Below are 19,132 nucleotides of genomic sequence, written 5' to 3'. Positions count from 1 at the left end.
CGCCTGCAAGGGTCGGGTATTCCTGACACCCAGAGCCTGTTCGATCGACTGCGTCGGCTGGTCCGACGCGCGCGTTGACACCTTTCTCAACGTCATCCCGGGGCTCGACGAAGTCGAGAACCCGGGATGACGGTGGAGGGTGTCGAACCCGTTTGGCGAACTTGCGAGCGCCAACCTTCACGCCAAGTCCTCCGGCAGCACCAGATCCATTTCCTGCGCCAGCCAGCGGGCGAAGACCCGCAAGGGCGCCCGCCGCCGCGTCGTCGCCGGGTAGACGAGGTGGTGGCCGATATAGGTCACGTCCTGCGACAGCCCGCGCAACGGCGCGACGAGGCGGCCGCTGGCGATCTCGCGCTCGGCGAGCAGCGTCGATTCGAGAGCGACCCCGAGCCCGTCGGCGGCGGCCGCGATGGCGAGGAAGCTGCGGTCGAAGCGCACCCCGAGGGGGCGGGGGGCCGGCAGGCCGTTGCGGGCGAACCAGAGCGGCCAGCGCACCTGCTTGTTGTCGCTCTGGATCAGCACCTGGTCGAGCAGGTCCTGCGGCGCGCGGATGCGGGCGGCGCGGGCGGGATCGCAGAGCGGCGTCACCGTCTCGGCGCAGAGCGGCACCGCCACCAGCCCCTCGCCCCGGGGCGGACCGTAGACGAGGTCGGCGTCGAACTCGTCGCCGATGAAGCGCGCATAATCCATGCCGGCGGCGAGCCGGACCTCGACACCCGGATGGGCGGCGAGGAAGCGGGTGAGGCGCGGCGTCAGCCACTGCGCCGCGAGGCTCGGCGCGCAGTGCAGGCGCAGGAGCTGCGGGCCCCGCGCCGCCACGAGGTCGAGGCCGCGGTGCAACTCGTCGAAGGCGCGGCCGACATGCTCCAGCAGCGCCTCGCCGGCGGCGGTCGGCACCACGCCCTGGCCCTGGCGTTCGAACAGGGTGACGCCGAGGGACGCCTCCATCTTGCGGATGGCGTGGCTGACCGCGCTCGCGGTGAGGTTCAGCTCCGCCGCCGCGTCCTTGAACGAGCGGCGACGGGCCGCCGCCTCGAAGGAGCGCACCGCGGAGAGGGGAACGCGCAGGGACATGGCGCCCACGATGGCGCGCGGCGGCGCGCCTTGGCAACCGTCCCGTTCAGCCCTCGCGATCCGTCAGGACGATGCGGAAGCGCGACCCGCTCCGCGTCTCGTCGAGGCTCAAGCTTCCTCCGTTGAGCCGCACCAGCTCGGCCGCGATGGCGAGGCCCAGCCCCGTGCCGCCGGAGCGGCCCGCGCCCTGGAAAGCCTCGAACAGGTGGGTGCGGGCCCGCTCCGGCAGGCCCGGGCCGTTGTCGGAGACGAGGATCGTGACGGCGGCACCCGTGCGCTCGGCCTCGATCGTGACCAGCGGCGCGCCCTCGCTGGCGCCGGCGAGGCCGAGCGCCTGGACGGCGTTGCGCACCAGGTTGACCAGCACCCGCGACAGCTGGTCGGGATCGGCGTCGACGCACAACGATTCCGGCGTGCGGTCCTCGATGGTGACGGCGGCCCCCGGCGCCAGCCCGGCGAGGTCGAGGGCGTCGCGCAGGATCGGCCGCAGCGGGGTGACCCGGCGTTCGGGCGGGCGCTCGGCGGCGCGGCCGTAGGCGAGGGTGCCCTCGCAGTAGCGGATCGCCCGGCCGAGCGTCGCGACGAGGCGGGGCGCGACCCGCTGCACGCCCGGATCGGCGACGTGCTCGAGGCGGTCGACGAGGAGCTGCGCGGTGGTGAGCAGGTTTCGCAGCTCGTGGTTGATCTTGCTCACCGAGAGCCCGAGATCGGCCAGGCGCCGCTTCTGGCGCAGCTCCTCCGACAGGATGGTCTCCATGCGGGCGAGCGCCGTCTCGGCGGCGCCGATCTCGTCGCTGCGCCAGGACGGGTTGATCCGTCGCGACAGGTCCTCCGGATCCTCCGCGAAGGTCGCGATGTTGCGCGCCAGCCGCCGCACCGGCCGCACGATCGATAGCTGGAGCACCAGGAAGACGAGGCCGGCGGTGATGCCGGAGATCGCCAGCGAGGCGAGGAGGATCCGACCCGAGAACGCGACCATCGCCCGGCGCAGGGGTGCGGGATCGAGGATCAGCTCGACGAAGTCGACCCCGTCCATGCCGTGCCCGACCACCCGCAGCGGCAGGGGCTGGCTCTGCGTCAGCGTGCGCCAGGCGCCGCCGATGCTCTCGAGCCAGCCGGCCTCGCGCAGGTCGACGGTCTCGCCCACCTCCGGCGGCATCGGCGTGAGGTTGAGGAGGCGCCGCGCGCCCCCGGCCTTGAGGGCGATGGCCTGGGCGCCCACCCCCATCAGCAGGCGCCGGGCGAGGTCGTCCGAGACCCGTTGCTGAGGCGCGGCGTCGAGCACGAGGGCGGCGACCTGGGCGGCGGCGACCCGGTCGGAGAGCCAGGAGCGCCGGTAGCTCGCGACGCTCGGCACGTAGATCAGCACCTCGGCGATGAGGACGAACACCACCGTGAGCAGCAGCAGGCGACCGGACAGGCCGACCCGGCCGGCGAGACGCCGGATGCCGCCCTGGCTCGCCGCGTCATCGGCCCACTGCACGGTCTCGACGTCCCCGCTCGTCCGGCTCTCGTACGCGCGCAGGCCGGACACTAACACACCTGCTCCGCCCTGACCCCTCGCATGGGACTATCACGGAATCTATTCGCAAATTGTCGAAGATCCAGTCGCAGGCGAGGAAATCGCGCGCTTCCTTCCTGGCGTTCAGCCGGGGCGGCCGCGCCAGCGCCGCCAGGCTACCGGCAGCAGGGCCAGCACGCCGAGGCCGACGAGCGTGGCGATCAGCTGCGGCGTGACGAGGGCCCGCAGCGACAGGGCGGCGTCGCAGGCGATGCCGCCGCCCACCAGGCAGGCCTCCTTCGCCGCCTGGTGGGCCGCCACGATGGTCTCCACGCCCGCCCCCGCCGAGGCGTAGATGAAGGCGCCGGGGCTGATGCCGATCAGCGTGGCGAGCGCGAAGGTGCGCAGGCGAACGCCGAAGATCGCCGGGGCGAGGTTCGTCATCCAGAACGGGAAGACCGGCAGCAGCCGCAGGACCATCACGTAGGAGAAGGCGTCGCAGCGAAACCCCTCGGCGAGCCGGCCGAGCCGAGAGCCCGCGCGCCGCAGCAACACCTCGCCCGCCGCGGTGCGGCCGATCGAGAACACGATGACGGCGCCGGTGGTGGCCGCCGCGACCGACACCAGCGCCCCGGCGACCGGCCCGAACAGGAAGCCGCACAAGGTCGTCATCACCACCGAGACCGGCAGCGACACGATCACCGTGCCGACATAGGCGAGGTAGGCGCAGGCATAGGCGCGCCAGAACCCCTCCGCGACCCAGGCCTTGGCCCAGGCCCGCGAGGCGAGGAGCTGGTCGAGGCTGAACCAGCGCGTGATGCCGCCGACGAGGAGCCCGATCGACACGGCGACGAGCGCGACGAGCGGCAGCACCCGCAGCCAGTTCCGCCAGGCCGGCGCCGCCACGGCCTCCGGGCCGGCCTCCGGCGCGGAAGCGCCGTCGCCGGGCCTCGGCTCCTCGGGCAGGGCCGGCGCGCTCACCCGGGCTTCTGCATGCGCAGGATCTTGAAGAAGCCGCCCGGGAAGGTCGGGCGCACGCCGATGAAGGTCACGCCGCGCCGCTTGGCCCAGGCCTCGATCCGGGCGGCCTTGAAGGCCGAGCTCCAGCCGATCTTCTCGCAGAGCGGCGCCACGATCTCCTCGACCTTGGCGACGGTGCCGGCATCCTGGCCGAAATGGTTGGCGAGCACGATCATGCCGCCGGGCCGCACCACCCGCAGGAACTCGTCGAGGGCGCCCTCGGGGTCCGGCACCAGGGTGATGAGGAACTGCGCCACCACCGCGTCGAAGCTCGCATCGGCGTAGCCGAGGCGGCAGACGTCCATGACCTGGAGGCCCTTGACGTGCGACAGCCCCTTGCGGACGACCTTGCGGCTGGCGCGCTTGAGCATGTCCTCCGACAGGTCGACGCCGTAGACCTCGGCGTCCTTCGGGTAGTAGCCGAGCGACAGGCCGGTGCCGACGCCGGCCTCCAGGATGCGCTTGCCGCCGACCAGCGCCGCCTCGACCGCGTCCCGCGCCGCCGGCTCGGTGAGCTTGTCGTAGACCACGTCGTAGACCGGCGCCCAGCGCGCATAGGCCTTGCGCATCAAGGCGGTGGTGGGCCCCGCCTCTCGCGGCTCGCTCAGCATGTCCGTCATCTCTCCGAGGATAGGTCGTCGCGCGGGGCGGCTCCACGCGAGGGTGTGATACGGTTTCCGACGGAAATCTTCGGAAAAACCGCATCGGGGGGGTTCGTGTCAGGCCGCCGCCAGGCTGTGGGCCTCGACCCGCCGGATGGTGCCGCCGCCGAGCACCCGCGCGCGCGGCCCGTCATCGGCGTAGATGACGCAGGCCTGGCCCGGCGAAACCCCGTCCTCGGGCGTCGCGAGGGCGATCTCGGCGCAGGCCGTGTCCGGGTTCCAGGTCAGGTGCGCGGGGCGCGGCTCGCGGGTCGAGCGCACCCGCACGGCGACCGCGAGGTCGCGGGCGGCCGACAGCGGCGCGTCGCCGAGCCAGTTCGGGTCGGCCAGCCGGATCACCGAGGTCGCCAGCGCCTCGCGCGGGCCGACCACGACCTTGGCCTCGCCGGGCTCGAGGCGCACGACGTAGAGCGGCTCGCCCGCCGCGACGTTGAGGCCGCGGCGCTGGCCGACCGTGAAGCCGATGATGCCGTCGTGCCGGCCGAGCCGCCGCCCGTCGAGGTGGACGATCTCGCCCGGGCGCACCGCGTCGGGGCGCAGGCGGGCGATCACGTCCTGGTAGCGGCCCTGCGGCACGAAGCAGATGTCCTGGCTGTCGGGCTTGTCGGCGACCGAGAGGCCGAAGGCCTTGGCGAGCGCCCGGGTCTCGTCCTTCGGCCGCTCGCCGAGGGGGAAGCGCAGCAGGTCGAGCTGTTCGCTCGTCGTGGCGTAGAGGAAGTAGCTCTGGTCCCGGGCCGGATCGAGGGCGCGGTGGAGCGCCCGGCCGCCGCCCGGCAGCGCCCGGCTCGCGACGTAGTGGCCGGTGGCGAGCACGTCGGCGCCGAGGTCCTGGGCGGTGGTCAGCAGGTCGCGGAACTTGATCGACCGGTTGCACTCGACGCAGGGGATCGGCGTCTCGCCCTGGAGGTAGCTGTCGGCGAAGCGGTCGATCACCGCCTCGCGGAAGCGGTCCTCGTAGTCGAGCACGTAGTGCGGGATGCCGATGGTCTCGGCGGCGCGGCGGGCGTCGTGGATGTCCTGGCCGGCGCAGCAGGCGCCGCGGCGGTGGGTGGCCGCGCCGTGGTCGTAGAGCTGCAGCGTGATCCCGACCACGTCGTAGCCCTCGCGCTTCAGGAGCGCGGCGACGACGGAGGAATCGACGCCCCCGGACATCGCCACCACGACGCGGGTGTCCTCCGGGGCCTTGTGCAGATCGAGCGAGTTCATGACCGTGCGAGAGATGACCGGCGCGGCTGCCTGAGGCCGACCCCCGGCGCCGCTCGCGGAGTCTATAGCGATCCGGCCGGCATTCTGCCAGGGCGGGGCGACGCGTCGCCCGCAGGGAAGTTCTTGCCGGGGTCCCGGCAGATTCCGACCGGGCGGCACGGACGCGCCGGTCGCCCCGGAAAAATCATCATGCTGGATCAGTGACTTGCATCGACCGCCGGACTGGCAGGGGGCTTGCTCTCCCGAAAGCCCAGGAGGTCGGCAATGCAGATCAGCGGAGCGGGTGAGGGGGGACGGATGGCGGGGCGCGAGCCGGCCCGGCCGGCGAGGGCCGTCGTGCACGAGCCGTTCCGTCCGGATGACCGGGAGGCCGCCCGGACCGTCCGCCCATCCCCCCGGGAGGCCGACGCGCCGGCGCGGTCCGGCGCCGAGACGCGGGCCGCCGACGCGACGAAGGCGCGGCACGCCGAGTCCAGACATGCCGACGACGCCTCCGAGGCCCGATCCCGCCGGGACCGCGCCGACGATGCCGCCGAGACCGCTGCGCGCCGCAAGGACGTTATCGCCAGGGACCGGGCCGCCCGGGACAAGGTCGTCCGGGACGCCGCGGCCGATGACGGGATGAGGAAGGACGTCGCCGCGAAGTCGGTTGCAGCGGCCGGCGCCAAGCCGCTCGCGGCGGATCCCGACGCGGCGCAGGCCGAGGCGGCCCGGGCCGCGGCCGGCGAGAGCGCGGAGGCCGATGACGGCGACGAGCCGGAGAGCGAGGGCGACGCCCCCGACGGGACCGCCACCTTGGTCCCGACTGCGCTCGCCACGACGGTCGCGGCGGCGCCCGCCGCCGGCACCGCCGCGCCAGGTACCGCCGCGACCGGCACCGCGGCGACCGGCACCGCGTCCGCCGATGCGGGCGCCGACGCGATCCAGCCGGCGGCAACGCACGCCGATCCGCGGATCGCCGCGCTGCTCTCCGAGGCCGCGAAGGCGGGCGGCTCCAAGGACCAGGGGCAGGAGGGCGCATCGACGGGCGCGCCCGACGGCCTCGCCGCTCCCGACCCCGCTGCCCCTGCCCCCCAGGCGAAGGGCGCCGACGCCGCGGCGCCGGCCGCCGCCGAGAGCCGCCCGGCGGTCTCGGTGCAGGCCCCGTTGAGCGCGGTGCCGATCACCATCGGGCTGCGGGCGCTCGCCGGCTCGAACCGCTTCGAGATCCGCCTCGACCCCTACGAGCTCGGCCGCATCGACGTGCGCCTCGACATCGACCGCCGGCACGGCGCCGTGAAGGCGCATCTCGTGGTCGACCGGCCCGAGACCCTGGCGCTGCTCCAGCGCGATTCCAACAGCCTCCAGCAGGCGCTCACGCAAGCCGGGCTCGATCCGGGCGAGGCGGGCCTCAGCTTCTCCCTGCGCGACGGCGGCGGAGAGAACCCGCAGCGCGACCAGGCCGGCCGCTCGCCGGGCTCCGAGCGTCCGGGACCGGCTGCGGCCGAGGCCGAGGCGCAGAGCCTGCCGCCCCTGCGCAACCTCGGCCAGCGCCTCGGCCTCGACCTTCGAATCTAGCGCCCCTCCCGAAACCCCTTAAACCCGCGAGGTCCCGATGACCGCCGGCATCACCAGCCTGACCAGCCTCTCCAGCCCGACCGGCAGCAGCTCGACCTCGAGCGACGCCAGCACGATCGCCGGGAACTTCAACCAGTTCCTCACCCTGCTGACGACGCAGCTGCAGAACCAGAACCCGCTCGATCCCCTCGACACCAACCAGTTCACCCAGCAGCTGGTGCAGTTCGCCTCGGTCGAGCAGCAGCTCAAAACCAACGACCAGCTCGGCAGCCTGATCACCGCCAGCAAGGCCTCGGCCGCCGCCACCGCCTCGGGGCTGATCGGCAAGACCGTGACGGCCGACGGCGCCACGACCTCGCTCGCCGACGGCTCGGCGACCTGGACGCTCAACCCGGCGCGCGCCGCCGCCAAGGCGGTGATGACCATCACGGATGCCAAGGGCAACGTCGTCGCCACCCAGACCAAGGCCCTGCCCGCCGGCAGCCAGAGCTTCGCCTGGGACGGGCGCGCCTCGACCGGGCAGCTCGCCGCGGACGGGAAGTACACCCTGAAGGTCCAGGCCCTCGACGCCACCGGGTCGAGCGTTTCCGTCGACACCAAGATCTCCGGCGCGATCACCAGCGTCGACGTCACCGGCGCCGAACCGGTCCTGACCATCGGCGACCGCACCGTGGCCCTCAGCAGCGTCGAGGCGATCGGTGGCACCGTCGGCAACTGATTCGGTGGATTGCTGTGGATTACGAATCACATGCGAGGGAAATGATTCAACCAATCTTAAGCGCGGGTGCCTAGCGTCGGTCTCGACAGGTCAGTCGAGTGTAGAGCGTATCATGACCGAACCGCATCGCCCGAGGGTGAAGTACGTCATCGGGCCAGACGGAAGTCCGCTGACCATCGCGGACCTTCCTCCGACAGATACACGCCGATGGGTGATCCGGCGCAAGGCCGAGGTGGTGGCCGCCGTGCGCGGCGGGCTGCTGAGCCTGGAAGAGGCGTGCCAGCGTTACACGCTGACCACCGAGGAATTCCTGAGCTGGCAGTTTTCGATCGAGCAGCACGGCCTCGCCGGCCTGCGCACGACGCGAATCCAGCATTATCGACAGTAAGAATTCCTCTGACCGATTGTGTCGATCGGTCGGACATCAGGATCGTTATCTCTCCACATCATCACGGGGCTTGCCGCAGGCGAGAGCCCGTGATGACGCGGAGAGGCTGGATCGCGCAGACGTCTCGACCAAGCCGTCGAGGTGCTGTCCGCGCCCCGATCCCGGATTGTGCGGTACCTCCCGGGCCATCCCGCTTGCCCGCGGTGTCCCGGGCCTGCGCGCATCCTTTCGCGTGCCGTTAACCAAAGCCTAACCACGACTCGGCAAATTTTGCCCTGGGACCGCCGGTGGTCCCGGTTGGCGGGTGCATGACGTCGTGAAGCCGGTCCTCGATCTGGTGGCGAAGCTGGGGCCCGCGCGGCTCGCCGCGATGGGCGCGGTGACCCTCGCGCTCATCGGATTCTTCGCCTTCGTCATCCTGCGGGTCTCGCGGCCCGAGATGGGCGTGCTCTACACCGACCTCTCGGTGCAGGATGCCGGCGCGGTCGTGCGCGACCTCGATGCCAAGGGCATCCGCTACGAGACCAAGGGCGATGCCGGCCAGACCGTGCTGGCGCCCCGCGCCGAGCTCGCCCGCCTGCGCATGGATCTCGCCGCCAAGGGCCTGCCGAGCGCCGGCGGCGTCGGCTACGAGATCTTCGACAAGGGCGACGCCTTCTCGTCGACGAGCTTCGTCCAGAACGTCAACCACCTGCGGGCGCTCGAAGGCGAGCTTGCCCGCTCGATCCGGGCCATCGGCCGGGTCCAGGCCGCCCGCGTCCACCTCGTCCTGCCCGAGAAGCGGCTGTTTTCCCGCGACCGCGAGGCGCCGAGCGCCGCGATCGTGGTGCGGCTCGCCGGCGAGCTCGATCCGGGCCAGGTCCGGGCGGTGCGCCACCTCGTCGCCTCCGCGGTCGAGGGCTTGAAGCCCGAGCGCATCTCGATCGTCGACGAGCGTGGGCGGCTTCTCGCCGACGGCGCCAACGGCGCGGAGGCGCAGAACGGGATCGGCCTCGACGAGCGCCAGACCGGCCTGGAGCGGCGCCTGCGCAACCAGGTCGAGGAGATCGTCGCCGGCATCGTCGGCCAGGGCAGGGCCCGGGTCCAGGTCTCGGCCGAGCTCGACGCCAACCGGATCGAGAGCCGGTCCGAGACCTTCGATCCCGAGAGCCGGGTGGTGCGCTCGAGCCAGACCCGCAGCGAGACCTCGCAGTCGCAGAGCAACGAGACCGGCGTCACCGTCGGCAACGAGTTGCCCGGCGCCAACCAGGGCCAGCAGAACCAGGGCCCGCGCGAGGCCTCGAACAAGAACGAGGAGACCACGAACTACGAGATCTCCCGCGTCACCCGGACCGAGGTGAGCGAGGGCGGCCGGGTCAAGCGCCTGTCGGTGGCGGTGCTCATCGACGGCACCTACGCGGCGGGCCCCGACGGCAAGCCGGTCTACGCAGCCCGGCCGGCGCCGGAGCTGGAGCGCATCACCGCGCTCGTGCGCACGGCGGTGGGCTACGACAAGGCCCGGGGCGACCAGGTCGAGGTGGTGAACCTGCGCTTTGCCGACGCCCCCGCGGTGGCGGACATGCAGGAGCCGGGCCTCCTCGCCTCGCTGCTCCAGCCGACCAAGGAGGACGTGCTGCGGGTGGCCGAGATGTCGGTGCTGTTCCTCCTCGGCCTCGTGGTGCTGATGACGGTGGTGCGCCCGCTGGTGCAGAAGGTCGTCGCCTCCGAGGTGCCGATGCTCGCCCCGGTCTCGATCCTCTCGACCGAGCCCGGTCTGGTGATGGCGGTCGAGGGCGGGACCGCGAGCGCGCTCCCCTCCGAGCTCGCACCGCCCGAGAACGAGGCCCGGCGCCTCGTCGAGTTCGCCAAGATCAACGGCAAGATCCAGGCCGAGACGATCGAGCGCGTCGTCGACATCGTGAAGTCGAACCCGACCGAGACGGTCGAGGTGCTGCGCACCTGGATCAACGACCGCTGAGGCAAGCGGCCCGCCCCAACCCCCGACGCTTCCGTTTCGCCCGAGAGAATCCGACGCCATGGCCGTGACTTCGATGCCGGTCTCCCGCTCCGCGGCAGCGGGCCTGAGCTTCGCCGAGATGCCCGGGACCCAGCGCGCCGCCGCCCTCCTGCTGCTGCTCGGCGAGGCGGAGGGCGCCCCGATCTGGCGGATGCTGGAGGAAGACGAGGTCAAGAAGGTCTCGCACGCCATGGTGCAGCTCGGCTCGCTTGAGGCCGAGGCGGTCGAGCACCTGATCGTCGACTTCGTCTCGCGGCTCTCGTCGAGCGGCGGCATCACCTCGAGCTTCGAGCGCACCGAGTCGCTGCTGCTGAAGATCTTCCCGCCCGAGCAGGTCGCGGTGATCATGGCCGAGGTGAAAGGCGCCTCGACCCGCCGGGTCTGGGCCAGCCTGACCCAGATCGACCCCGAGATCCTGGCCTCGTTTCTGCGCAACGAGTACCCGCAGACCGTCGCGGTGATCCTGTCGCGGGTGCGCTCGGACTACGCCGCCAAGGTCCTGACCATCCTGCCCGAGGACTTCGCCATCGACGTCCTCAACCGGATGCTCCGGATGGAGACGGTGCAGAAGGAGGCGCTGCGCCACATCGAGGAGATCCTGCGGGTCGAGTTCGTCTCGACCATCGCCCAGACCACGAGGCGCGACGCCCACGAGCTGCTTGCCGACGTGTTCAACGCCTTCGACCGGCAGACCGAGATCCGGTTCCTCACCGCCCTCGACCAGGCCAACCGCGGCTCGGCGAAGAAGATCCGCCAGCTGATGTTCACCTTCGACGACCTGATGAAGCTCGACGCCGGCAGCGTCCAGACCCTGATGCGCAGCGTCGACCGCGACGTGCTGGCCCGGGCACTGAAGGGCGCGTCCGACCCGGTCCGGGCCTACTTCTTCGCCAACATGTCGAGCCGCTCGGCCAAGAACATGCAGAACGACATGGATTCGCTCGGCCCGATCCGCCTCAAGGACGTCGACGAGGCCCAGGCCAAGATGACCGACCTCGCCAAGGAACTGGCCGAGAAGGGCGAGATCATGATCGCCAAGAACAGCGCCGAGGAAGAGCTGGTCTACTGATGCGCCCCTGCCAGACGACCGAGCCCGCCGCAAAGGACATTGCCTGATGGCGCAGATCCGGCGCTTCCTGTTCGACACCGATTTCCGCCAGCCCGTCGGCAAGCCGCCGGTCGAGGAGGCGCCCGCCCCCGAGACGGAGGCGCAGCGCGCCGCCGAGGCGGCGGCCCTGGAGGCTGCCCGGGCCGAGGCCGAGGCGGCGGCCTATGCCCGCGGCCTGCACGAGGGCCGCGCCCAGGCCGAGGCGCAGGTGCAGGCGCGGCTCGCCGACGCCCTCAACCGGGTCGCGGCGGCCGCCGCCGGCATGATCGCAGGCGCGGATGCCCGCGACGCCGAGCGCGAGGCCCAGGCCCTCGACTTCGCAGTGGCGCTCGGGCGCAAGATCGCCGGGGCCGCCCTCGACAGCCAGCCGGTCGCGGCGATCGCGGAGGCCGCGGGCCGCGCGCTCCAGCACCTGCGCGGCGTGCCGCACCTGGCGATCCGGGTGCACGACGCCCTCGTCGAGGAGACGGAGACCCGCGTCGCCCGGCTCGCCCGCGAGCGCGGCTACGAGGGCCGCCTGATCGTGATGGGCGATCCCGGAATGGCGCCGGGCGACGCCCGCATCGAGTGGGCCGACGGCGGCGTGGTGCGCGAGCGCGCGGCGATCGAGGCCGCCGTGCTCGCAGCCCTCCCCGCCGCCTGACGCCCCGACCAAGACACCTGTTTTCCACGAGGTACCCGAATGTCCTCCGACAACGATCTCGGCCTGCCGCAGCTCAACGAGGCGGATCTCGCCTTCGACACGACCGCGACCGCGGTGATGCGCGACGCGCCGGTGGCGGCGAAGTCGGCCTCCGACCTGGAGCAGGTCTTCGACGTGCCGGTGATGGTCTCGGCGGTGCTGGGCTCGTCCCGGATGCCGATCGGCGACCTGCTGCGGCTCGGCCCCGGCACGGTGCTGGAGCTCGACCGCAAGGTCGGCGAGGCGATCGACATCTTCGTCAACAACCGCCTCGTCGCTCGCGGCGAGGTGGTGCTGGTGGAGGAGCGCCTCGGCGTGACGATGACCGAGATCGTCAAGGTCGACGGCTGACCACCGCTCCCGCCAACCGCCCCACGGAGTGCCCGCCATGCGGCTCTTGATCATCGGACGCCTGAACGGCGAACTCGTCACCGCCTCCCGGATCGCGATGAGCCGCGGCGCCGCCGTCACCCAGGCCGACGGGATCGAGCAGGGCCTCAACGCCCTGCGCGCCAAGGGCTCCGACCTCGTGATGGTCGACGTCGCGCTGCCGATCCGCACCCTGGTGACCGCGCTCACCGACGAGCGCATCCGCACGCCGGTGGTGGCCTGCGGCACCGGCACCGACGCCAAGGCGGCGGTGGCGGCGATCCAGGCGGGCGCCAAGGAGTACATCCCGCTGCCGCCCGATCCCGAGCTGATCGCGGCGGTGCTGGAGGCGGTGACGGCGGATGCCCGCGCCTTCGTCTGGCGCGATCCTTCGATGGAGCGGGTGGTCAAGCTCGCCGAGCAGGTGGCGCGCTCCGACGCCTCGGTGCTGATCACCGGCGAGAGCGGCACCGGCAAGGAGGTGCTGGCGCGCTACGTCCACACCCGCTCGAACCGGGCCCAAAAACCCTTCGTCAGCGTGAACTGCGCGGCGATCCCCGACGCGCTGCTCGAATCCGAGCTGTTCGGCCACGAGAAGGGGGCCTTCACCGGGGCGGTCGCCCGGCGCATCGGCCGGTTCGAGGAGGCCAATGGCGGCACGCTGCTCCTCGACGAGATCTCCGAGATGGACGTGCGGTTGCAGGCAAAGCTCCTGCGGGCGCTCCAGGAGCGGGTGATCGACCGGGTCGGCGGCACCCAGCCGGTGAAGGTCGACATCCGGGTGCTCGCCACCTCGAACCGCAACCTCGCCGAGGAGGCGCGCAAGGGCACGTTTCGCGAGGACCTGCTCTACCGCCTCAACGTCGTGCACCTGCGCCTGCCGCCCTTGCGCGACCGCCCGTCGGACATCATGGAGCTCGCCGGCCACTTCGCGCGCAAATACGCCGAGGCCAACGGCATCGCCCCCCGGCCGCTCTCGGCCGAGGCGCGCCGCCTCGTCGCCCAGAGCCCCTGGCCCGGCAACGTGCGCGAACTGGAGAATACCCTGCACCGGGCGGTACTGCTGGCGAGCGGCCCGGAGATCGACGCCGACGCGATCCGTTCGCCGGACGGCGAGGCGCTGGCGGGGCTGAGCCCCGCCGCCCGGGCGGTCCAGGCCGCCGAGGTGGTGACGCGCGCCTTCGTCGGCCGCTCGCTCGCCGAGGTCGAGCGCGACCTGATCCTCGACACCCTCGACCACTGCCTCGGCAACCGCACCCACGCAGCCCGGATCCTCGGCATCTCGATCCGCACCCTGCGCAACAAGCTCAACGAGTACACCGATGCCGGCATCCCGGTGGCCGAGCCCGGCCATACCCGGGCGCTGGCGGCCTATGGCTGACGGTCCGGGTGCGGCGGCGACCCGCCGAGGCGTCCGCCGGGGCCGCGACGACACCCCGCGGCGGACGCCGCCCCGGTCCGGATGCCCCGCCGGCGCTTCGCGTTCATCTCACGCAGCGCCGGGAGCATTGTCCGGCAAACGATCAGGAAAATCCTCCGATATCCGGTCCGTCTCGCAGGACGAAAAACCGCTCATTTTAATCCTGCCTTAGCGGAAATCATCCAATCTGCCGTCGAGTGTGAGCCTTGAACGGGGCGACGGGACCGATGCGGATGTGGTTCAAGGCCGGGCGCCTGTCGCGCCTCTCGATCAAGGCGCGGATCTTCGCCGGCTTCGGCGTGGTGCTGGCCACCACCGTTGGCGTGGCGTTCTCCGGCTACATGCTGGTCTCCCAGGTCAACGAGAGCTTCGCCGAGTACCGGCACAACCGGGAGAAGACCGAGCACGTCCGCGCCGTCGACATGGCGATGATGCAGACGCGCTTCGAGCTGAGCCGCTGGCTCCAGCGCTTCGACCCGGCGGCCCTCAAGGTGGCGCGGGACCACCTCGACAAGTGCCTGCGGCTGATCGAGGAGCGCGGGAGCGCCGTCGGGTTCGCGCCCGGCGAGAAGGCGTTGAGCGACACCATCGCGGCCGCGCTGAAGAGCTACGGCGCCGAGTACGCCGCGATGGCCCGGATCAAGGAGGAGGAAACGGCGCTCCAGAGCCGGGAGATCGAGCAGGCCGGCGAGCAGATCGCCCAAGGCCTGTCGCAGCGCCGCAACCGCGCCTTCGAGGCCGGCGACCTCGACCAGGCCCGGGCGCTGACCGGCGCCACCGACGCGTTCCAGGCCGCCCGCGAGCAGGCGGCGGCGTTCAAGGCGACGGGTGAGGCGAAGTCCGCCGCGGCGGCGGTCCAGGCCGCGGCGGCCGCCCAGGGGAAGCTTCAGGCGAATGCCGAGATCGTGGCGAAGATCGTCGCCTGGCGCGGGGCGCTGGAGCGCGCCGCCGCCCTGTCGGCCGAGTGGGGCAAGCACATCAAGGTCTCCCGCGCCGCCCGCGACGAGTCGATGAAGGCGTCCGAGACGCTACTGGCCGCGGTGAACCGCGATGCGCTCGCCCACGAGGAGGAGTTCGCCCGCAGCGTCGAGCAGGGCACCAAGGCGTTCCTCGCCAAGGCCGCCGGCATCGTGCTGCTCGGGATCCTGATCTCGCTGCGGCTCGCCGGCTCGATCACCGGGCCGCTGCAGCGGCTGTCGGGCGCCATGGCGGCGCTCGGCGGTGGCGCCCGGGCGATCGACATGCCGGATACCGGGCGCGCCGACGAGATCGGCGCCATGGCCCGCACCGTGGCGCTGTTTCGCGACGGGTTGGTCGAATCCGAAGAGCGCGACGCGATCCAGCGCCGCGACACCGACGCCAAGGTGGAGCGGGCGCGCCACCTCGAGACCCTGACCCGGGGCTTCGAGGGCAAGGTCTCGGCGCTGATCGCCACCCTGACCGCGGCCGCGAGCCAGATGGAGGGGGCGGCCCACAACCTATCGACCTCGGCCGCCGAGTCCTCGAACCTGTCGGCCGGGGTCGCGGAGGCCGCGAACCAGACCTCCGCCAATGTCGGCGGCGTGGCGAACGCGACGGACGAGCTCTCCGCCAGCATCGAGGAGATCGTGCGGCAGGTCGCCCATTCCTCGGTCATCGCCGGCCGCGCCGACGCGGAGGCCGCCCGCACCGAGGCGACGATCCGGGCCCTGGCGGCGGCGGCCCAGCAGATCGGCGACGTGGTCCAGATCATCACCAGCATCGCCGGGCGCACCAACCTTCTGGCGCTCAACGCCACCATCGAGGCGGCCCGGGCCGGCGAGGCCGGACGCGGCTTCGCGGTCGTCGCCGCCGAGGTCAAGGACCTCGCCACCCGCACGGCGCAGGCGACCGACCAGATCGCCGGCCAGATCGGCAGTATCCAGGCTCAGACCGGCGAGGCGGTGCGGGCGATCGAGGCGATCGGCGGCACGATCCGCGACATGAACGCCATCGCCACCGGCGTCGCGACCGCGATGGAGCGCCAGAGCGCCGCCACCGGCGAGATCGCCCGCAACGTCCAGCACGCCGCCCGCAGCACCCAGGTCGTCTCCGGCCACATCGATGCGGTGCAGCAGGGCGCCGACCGCACCGGCGGCACCGCCGACCAGGTGCTGCACGCGGCCCAGGACCTGGCCCGGCAGGCCGCGACCCTGGAGCGTGAGATCGGCGGGTTCGTGCAGGAGATCAAGGCGGCGTAAAATCGTCAGGTTGCGTGCGACGCACTCGATGGAACTGAGATTCTCCCAAGTCATTCTGGGGCCGCGAGAGCGGAGCCCGGAATCCAGATGCTCAGGTCGTCCAGGATAGGACGGCATGGTGCCGCCTCGTTCTGCTCCACCTGCGGTTCTGGATTCCGGGCTCCGCTCTCGCGGCGCCGGAATGACTCGGCGGGTGAGATGTCCCGGTCGGTGACGTCGACGGTGGCCGCTAGTTCGCCTGCAACCGCGGGATCGCATCGGCGAACCGGGCGATCGGCAGGAACAGGCTGAAGCGGCGCTCCTTGTCCTCGACGTGGATGATCGCTTCCTTCCACTCGGGCTCGCGGCAGGCGCGCCGCTTCAGCAGCACCGCGATGTGGGCCGAGCAGTTGATGATCTCGTGCGGCTCCTCGAGCTCGACGCCGCGGGTGTCCCGGATGAGACGGCTGCCGACCTGGAAATGGAAGTAGTAGCAGGACATTCCGCTCTCTCCTGGGGTGGCTGTCCTGCACCATTACGGCCGCTCGTCTCCGGCCGCCTTAACCCGAGTCAAGCGATCTCCGATTCATCCTCCCGGTTGCGCTCGGCCCGGCGACGGTTGTTCGGCCCCTGGAGAGCGTCACGATCGCAACGCGATCGTGACGCTCTCCAGGCCTTTGGTTTTGCCGCATTGTCTGCGACGAACCGGTGTCCACGTCGTCGGACAATGCTCTAGAGGTACCCCGTGCCGGCCTCGGCGGCGAAGCGATCGGGCGTGCCCTCCCAGACGATGCGGGCGTGCTCCAGCACGTAGACCCGGTCGGCGTGGGGCAGCGCGAAGGTCACGTTCTGCTCGCCGAGCAGCACCGTGATCGGGGTCGTCTGGCGCAGGCGCTCCAGCGCCTTCGAGAGCTGCTCCAGGATCACCGGGGCGAGGCCGAGCGTCGGCTCGTCGAGGATCAGGAGGCGGGGCTTCATCATCAGGGCGCGGGCGATGGTGAGCATCTGCTGCTCGCCGCCCGACAGGGTGCGGGCCATCTGGCCGCCGCGGCTCTTGAGGATCGGGAACAGCTCGAACAGCCAGTCGAGCTGGCGCGCGCTCTCGGCCTTGGGGAGGTGCTGCCCGCCGAGATCCAGGTTCTCGCGCACGCTCATCTCGCCGAACAGCTCGCGGGTCTCCGGCACCTGGACGATGCCGCCCCTCGCGATGCTCGCCGGGCTGCGCTTCGCCAGCGGCTCGCCGGCAAAGCCGATCCGGCCCGAATGCGGCACGAGGCCCGAGATGGCGTTGAACAGGGTCGTCTTGCCCGCCCCGTTGAGGCCGACCACCGAGACGAACTCGCCCTCGTGGACGTGGAGGCTCACCTGGCGCAGGGCCTGGGCCTTGCCGTAGAGCACGTCGAGCCCCTCGACCGTGAGGAGCGGCGCGCCGGCAAAGCTCGTCTCCGGCCGGGACGCGGTCTCGATGCTGCCGCCGAGATAGACCCGGCGCACGGTCTCGTTGCGCATCACCTCGGCGGCGCTGCCCTCGGCGACGCGCTCCCCGAGATACATCGCGAAGACCCGGTCGACGAGGGCCGACACGCTCTTCACGTTGTGGTCGACGAGGAGCACCGCCTTGCCCTCGTCGCGAAAGCCGCGGATCAGGGCGGAGAAATCCGCGACCTCGGCCGAGGTGAGCCCGGCGAAGGGCTCGTCGACCAGCACCACCTTGGGGTCGCGGGCGATGGCCTTGGCGAGCTCCATCCGGCGCAGGTCCGCGAAGGGCAGGGTGCCGGGGCGGCGGTCCATCACGGCCCCCAATCCCACCCGCTCGGCGATGGCGCGCGCCCGCGCCTCGACGCTCGCGTCGGCAAAGAGGCTGATCAGGCTGTCGGGCAGGAGCGCGAGCTTGATGTTCTCCAGCACCGTCTGGCGATGCAGCGGCCGGGAATGCTGGAAGACGAGGCCGATGCCGGCCCGCGCCACCTTGTGTGAGGGCCAGCCGGCGATCTCGGTGCCGTCGAGCCGGATGCTGCCGGCATTCGGCCGCTCCAGCCCCATGATGAGCTTCATCACCGTCGACTTGCCCGAGCCGTTCGGGCCGATCAGCCCGACGATCTCGCCGGCCCGCACGGAAAAGCCGATGGATTTCGCCGCGACGAGGCCGCCGTAGCGCTTGGTCAGCCCCTCGACCGCCAGCAGCGGCGGGCCGGCCTGCGGCGCGGGGTGCGCGGCGGAGGGCAGGGGGGTGGAGGCGAGGCCGGCCGCACTCATGGACGCAACCCTCATGGACGCAACCCTTGTGACGCGAATGGTGTGGGCATCAGGCGTGCCGCCCCTGCCGGGTGAGGATCCCAAGGAGGCCTGCGGGCACGAACAGGATCACGGCGAGCGCCGCGGCCGAGACGACGAAGGTCGAGAGCGAGCCGAGGGGTCGCAGCAACTCGCCGGCGGCGATCAGGAACACCGCGCCGAGCACGCCGCCGACGATGGTGCGCCGCCCGCCGAGCACCGCCCCGATGATGACCTGGACGCCGACCGAGACGTCGACCAGCGTGCCGACCGAGGCGGTGCCCATGTAGAAGACGAACAACGCCCCCGCGAGGCCGGAGAAGACCGCGCTGACGCAGAACGCCGCGAGCTTGTGCTTGGCGACGTTGAAGCCGAGCGCGCCGGCCTCGACCGGGTCCTGCCCGCTCGCCTGGAGGATCAGCCCGACCGGCGAGACCGCGATGGCGTAGAGGATCAGTCCGCTCACCCCCATGAAGCCGAGCGCGATCCAGTAGTTCGTCGCCGCGTCGATGCTGATGACGTCGGGCACGGTGAGCCCGATCTCGCCGCCGGTGGTGTCGGCAAAGACCACGATGAGGTTTTGCAGGATCAGCACCGCCACGACGGTGGTGAGGCCGAAATACGGACCCCGCACCCGCAGCGCCGGCAGCGCCAGGACGAGGCCGCCGATCACCGCCGCGACCGTGCCGGCGAGAAGGCACAGGGGGATGCCGACCCCGTGGCCGTTGAGGATGCCGGCGGTGTAGGCCCCGAGCCCGATCAGGAAGGTCGGCCCGAAATTGACCTCGCCGGCAAAGCCGAACAGGAGGTCCCAGGCCATCGAGAACACGCCGAAATAATACGCGACGGTGAGGAGCCCGAGGATGTAGCCCGAGACCCAGAGCGGCAGCACGCTGGCGAGCGCGAGGCCGATCAGGCAGAGCCAGAACAGGGGATTGCGAAACGTCTTGGCGAGCATG

17 protein-coding genes are annotated in these 19,132 nt (G+C 71.7%); 9 read left to right on the top strand and 8 right to left on the bottom strand.

Annotated elements, in window-relative coordinates; translation table 11 throughout:
• Positions 1 to 177: 177 nt before the first annotated feature.
• The 5 genes from ACS5PV_RS06745 to mnmA all read right to left on the bottom strand — a co-directional run bounded on the left by ACS5PV_RS06745 (position 178) and on the right by mnmA (position 5,463).
• On the bottom strand, positions 178 to 1,074 hold the full coding sequence (locus tag ACS5PV_RS06745; RefSeq protein WP_455394576.1) for a LysR substrate-binding domain-containing protein: 897 nt from the start codon (positions 1,072 to 1,074) through the stop codon (positions 178 to 180).
• Between the two features lie 46 nt (positions 1,075 to 1,120).
• A complete protein-coding gene (locus tag ACS5PV_RS06740; RefSeq protein ID WP_455394575.1) occupies positions 1,121 to 2,557 on the bottom strand; it encodes an ATP-binding protein in 1,437 nt (478 codons plus the stop codon).
• A 162-nt stretch (positions 2,558 to 2,719) separates the two neighbouring features.
• Positions 2,720 to 3,556: a TVP38/TMEM64 family protein gene (locus ACS5PV_RS06735; RefSeq protein WP_455394574.1), complete on the bottom strand. Its 837-nt coding sequence runs from the start codon at positions 3,554 to 3,556 to the stop codon at positions 2,720 to 2,722.
• Positions 3,553 to 4,206 carry a class I SAM-dependent methyltransferase gene (locus tag ACS5PV_RS06730; RefSeq protein WP_455394573.1) on the bottom strand — a complete coding sequence of 218 codons (654 nt, stop codon included), beginning with the start codon at positions 4,204 to 4,206 and terminating at the stop codon, positions 3,553 to 3,555. Before ACS5PV_RS06730 ends, ACS5PV_RS06735 begins: the two co-directional genes overlap by 4 nt.
• Before the next feature lie 108 nt (positions 4,207 to 4,314).
• On the bottom strand, positions 4,315 to 5,463 hold the full coding sequence (mnmA, locus tag ACS5PV_RS06725; protein WP_455394572.1) for a tRNA 2-thiouridine(34) synthase MnmA: 1,149 nt from the start codon (positions 5,461 to 5,463) through the stop codon (positions 4,315 to 4,317).
• A 264-nt stretch (positions 5,464 to 5,727) separates the two neighbouring features.
• Between mnmA and ACS5PV_RS06720 the strand changes: the two genes are divergently transcribed.
• The 9 genes from ACS5PV_RS06720 to ACS5PV_RS06680 all read left to right on the top strand — a co-directional run bounded on the left by ACS5PV_RS06720 (position 5,728) and on the right by ACS5PV_RS06680 (position 15,920).
• Positions 5,728 to 7,020, top strand: coding sequence for a flagellar hook-length control protein FliK (locus ACS5PV_RS06720; RefSeq protein ID WP_455394571.1), 1,293 nt, complete (start codon positions 5,728 to 5,730; stop codon positions 7,018 to 7,020).
• A 37-nt stretch (positions 7,021 to 7,057) separates the two neighbouring features.
• Positions 7,058 to 7,738, top strand: a complete 681-nt coding sequence (locus ACS5PV_RS06715; protein WP_455394570.1) for a flagellar hook assembly protein FlgD — start codon at positions 7,058 to 7,060, stop codon at positions 7,736 to 7,738.
• Positions 7,739 to 7,850: 112 nt separating this feature from the next.
• Positions 7,851 to 8,126: a CtrA inhibitor SciP gene (gene sciP / locus ACS5PV_RS06710; protein WP_455394569.1), complete on the top strand. Its 276-nt coding sequence runs from the start codon at positions 7,851 to 7,853 to the stop codon at positions 8,124 to 8,126.
• A gap of 316 nt (positions 8,127 to 8,442) precedes the next feature.
• Positions 8,443 to 10,083 carry a flagellar basal-body MS-ring/collar protein FliF gene (fliF, locus tag ACS5PV_RS06705; RefSeq protein WP_455395001.1) on the top strand — a complete coding sequence of 547 codons (1,641 nt, stop codon included), beginning with the start codon at positions 8,443 to 8,445 and terminating at the stop codon, positions 10,081 to 10,083.
• 58 nt (positions 10,084 to 10,141) lie between these two features.
• A complete protein-coding gene (gene fliG, locus ACS5PV_RS06700) occupies positions 10,142 to 11,191 on the top strand; it encodes a flagellar motor switch protein FliG (protein ID WP_455394568.1) in 1,050 nt (349 codons plus the stop codon).
• 46 nt (positions 11,192 to 11,237) lie between these two features.
• The gene (locus tag ACS5PV_RS06695) at positions 11,238 to 11,873 is read left to right on the top strand and encodes a FliH/SctL family protein (RefSeq protein ID WP_455394567.1); all 636 of its coding nucleotides are present in this window, start codon (positions 11,238 to 11,240) and stop codon (positions 11,871 to 11,873) included.
• 39 nt (positions 11,874 to 11,912) lie between these two features.
• Positions 11,913 to 12,263 (top strand): flagellar motor switch protein FliN, encoded by a 351-nt coding sequence (fliN, locus tag ACS5PV_RS06690; protein WP_455394566.1) that lies wholly within the window; start codon positions 11,913 to 11,915, stop codon positions 12,261 to 12,263.
• A gap of 37 nt (positions 12,264 to 12,300) precedes the next feature.
• Entirely contained in the window at positions 12,301 to 13,662 is a 1,362-nt protein-coding gene (gene flbD / locus ACS5PV_RS06685; protein WP_455394565.1) for a sigma-54-dependent transcriptional regulator FlbD, read from the top strand.
• A 245-nt stretch (positions 13,663 to 13,907) separates the two neighbouring features.
• Positions 13,908 to 15,920: a methyl-accepting chemotaxis protein gene (locus ACS5PV_RS06680; protein ID WP_455394564.1), complete on the top strand. Its 2,013-nt coding sequence runs from the start codon at positions 13,908 to 13,910 to the stop codon at positions 15,918 to 15,920.
• Positions 15,921 to 16,149: 229 nt separating this feature from the next.
• Here the strand turns inward: ACS5PV_RS06680 and ACS5PV_RS06675 are convergent, their stop codons facing one another.
• From ACS5PV_RS06675 to ACS5PV_RS06665, 3 genes are all read right to left on the bottom strand, one after another.
• On the bottom strand, positions 16,150 to 16,401 hold the full coding sequence (locus ACS5PV_RS06675) for a DUF6894 family protein (RefSeq protein WP_455394563.1): 252 nt from the start codon (positions 16,399 to 16,401) through the stop codon (positions 16,150 to 16,152).
• Positions 16,402 to 16,631: 230 nt separating this feature from the next.
• Positions 16,632 to 18,155: an ATP-binding cassette domain-containing protein gene (locus ACS5PV_RS06670; RefSeq protein ID WP_455394562.1), complete on the bottom strand. Its 1,524-nt coding sequence runs from the start codon at positions 18,153 to 18,155 to the stop codon at positions 16,632 to 16,634.
• A gap of 49 nt (positions 18,156 to 18,204) precedes the next feature.
• On the bottom strand, positions 18,205 to 19,131 hold the full coding sequence (locus ACS5PV_RS06665; RefSeq protein ID WP_455394561.1) for a branched-chain amino acid ABC transporter permease: 927 nt from the start codon (positions 19,129 to 19,131) through the stop codon (positions 18,205 to 18,207).
• Between the last annotated feature and the right edge of the window lies 1 nt (position 19,132).

The organism is Methylobacterium sp. Gmos1 (assembly GCF_053764715.1).
The sequence above is the reverse complement of the archived record's forward strand: the minus strand, read 5'-3'. Positions and strand labels throughout refer to the sequence as shown.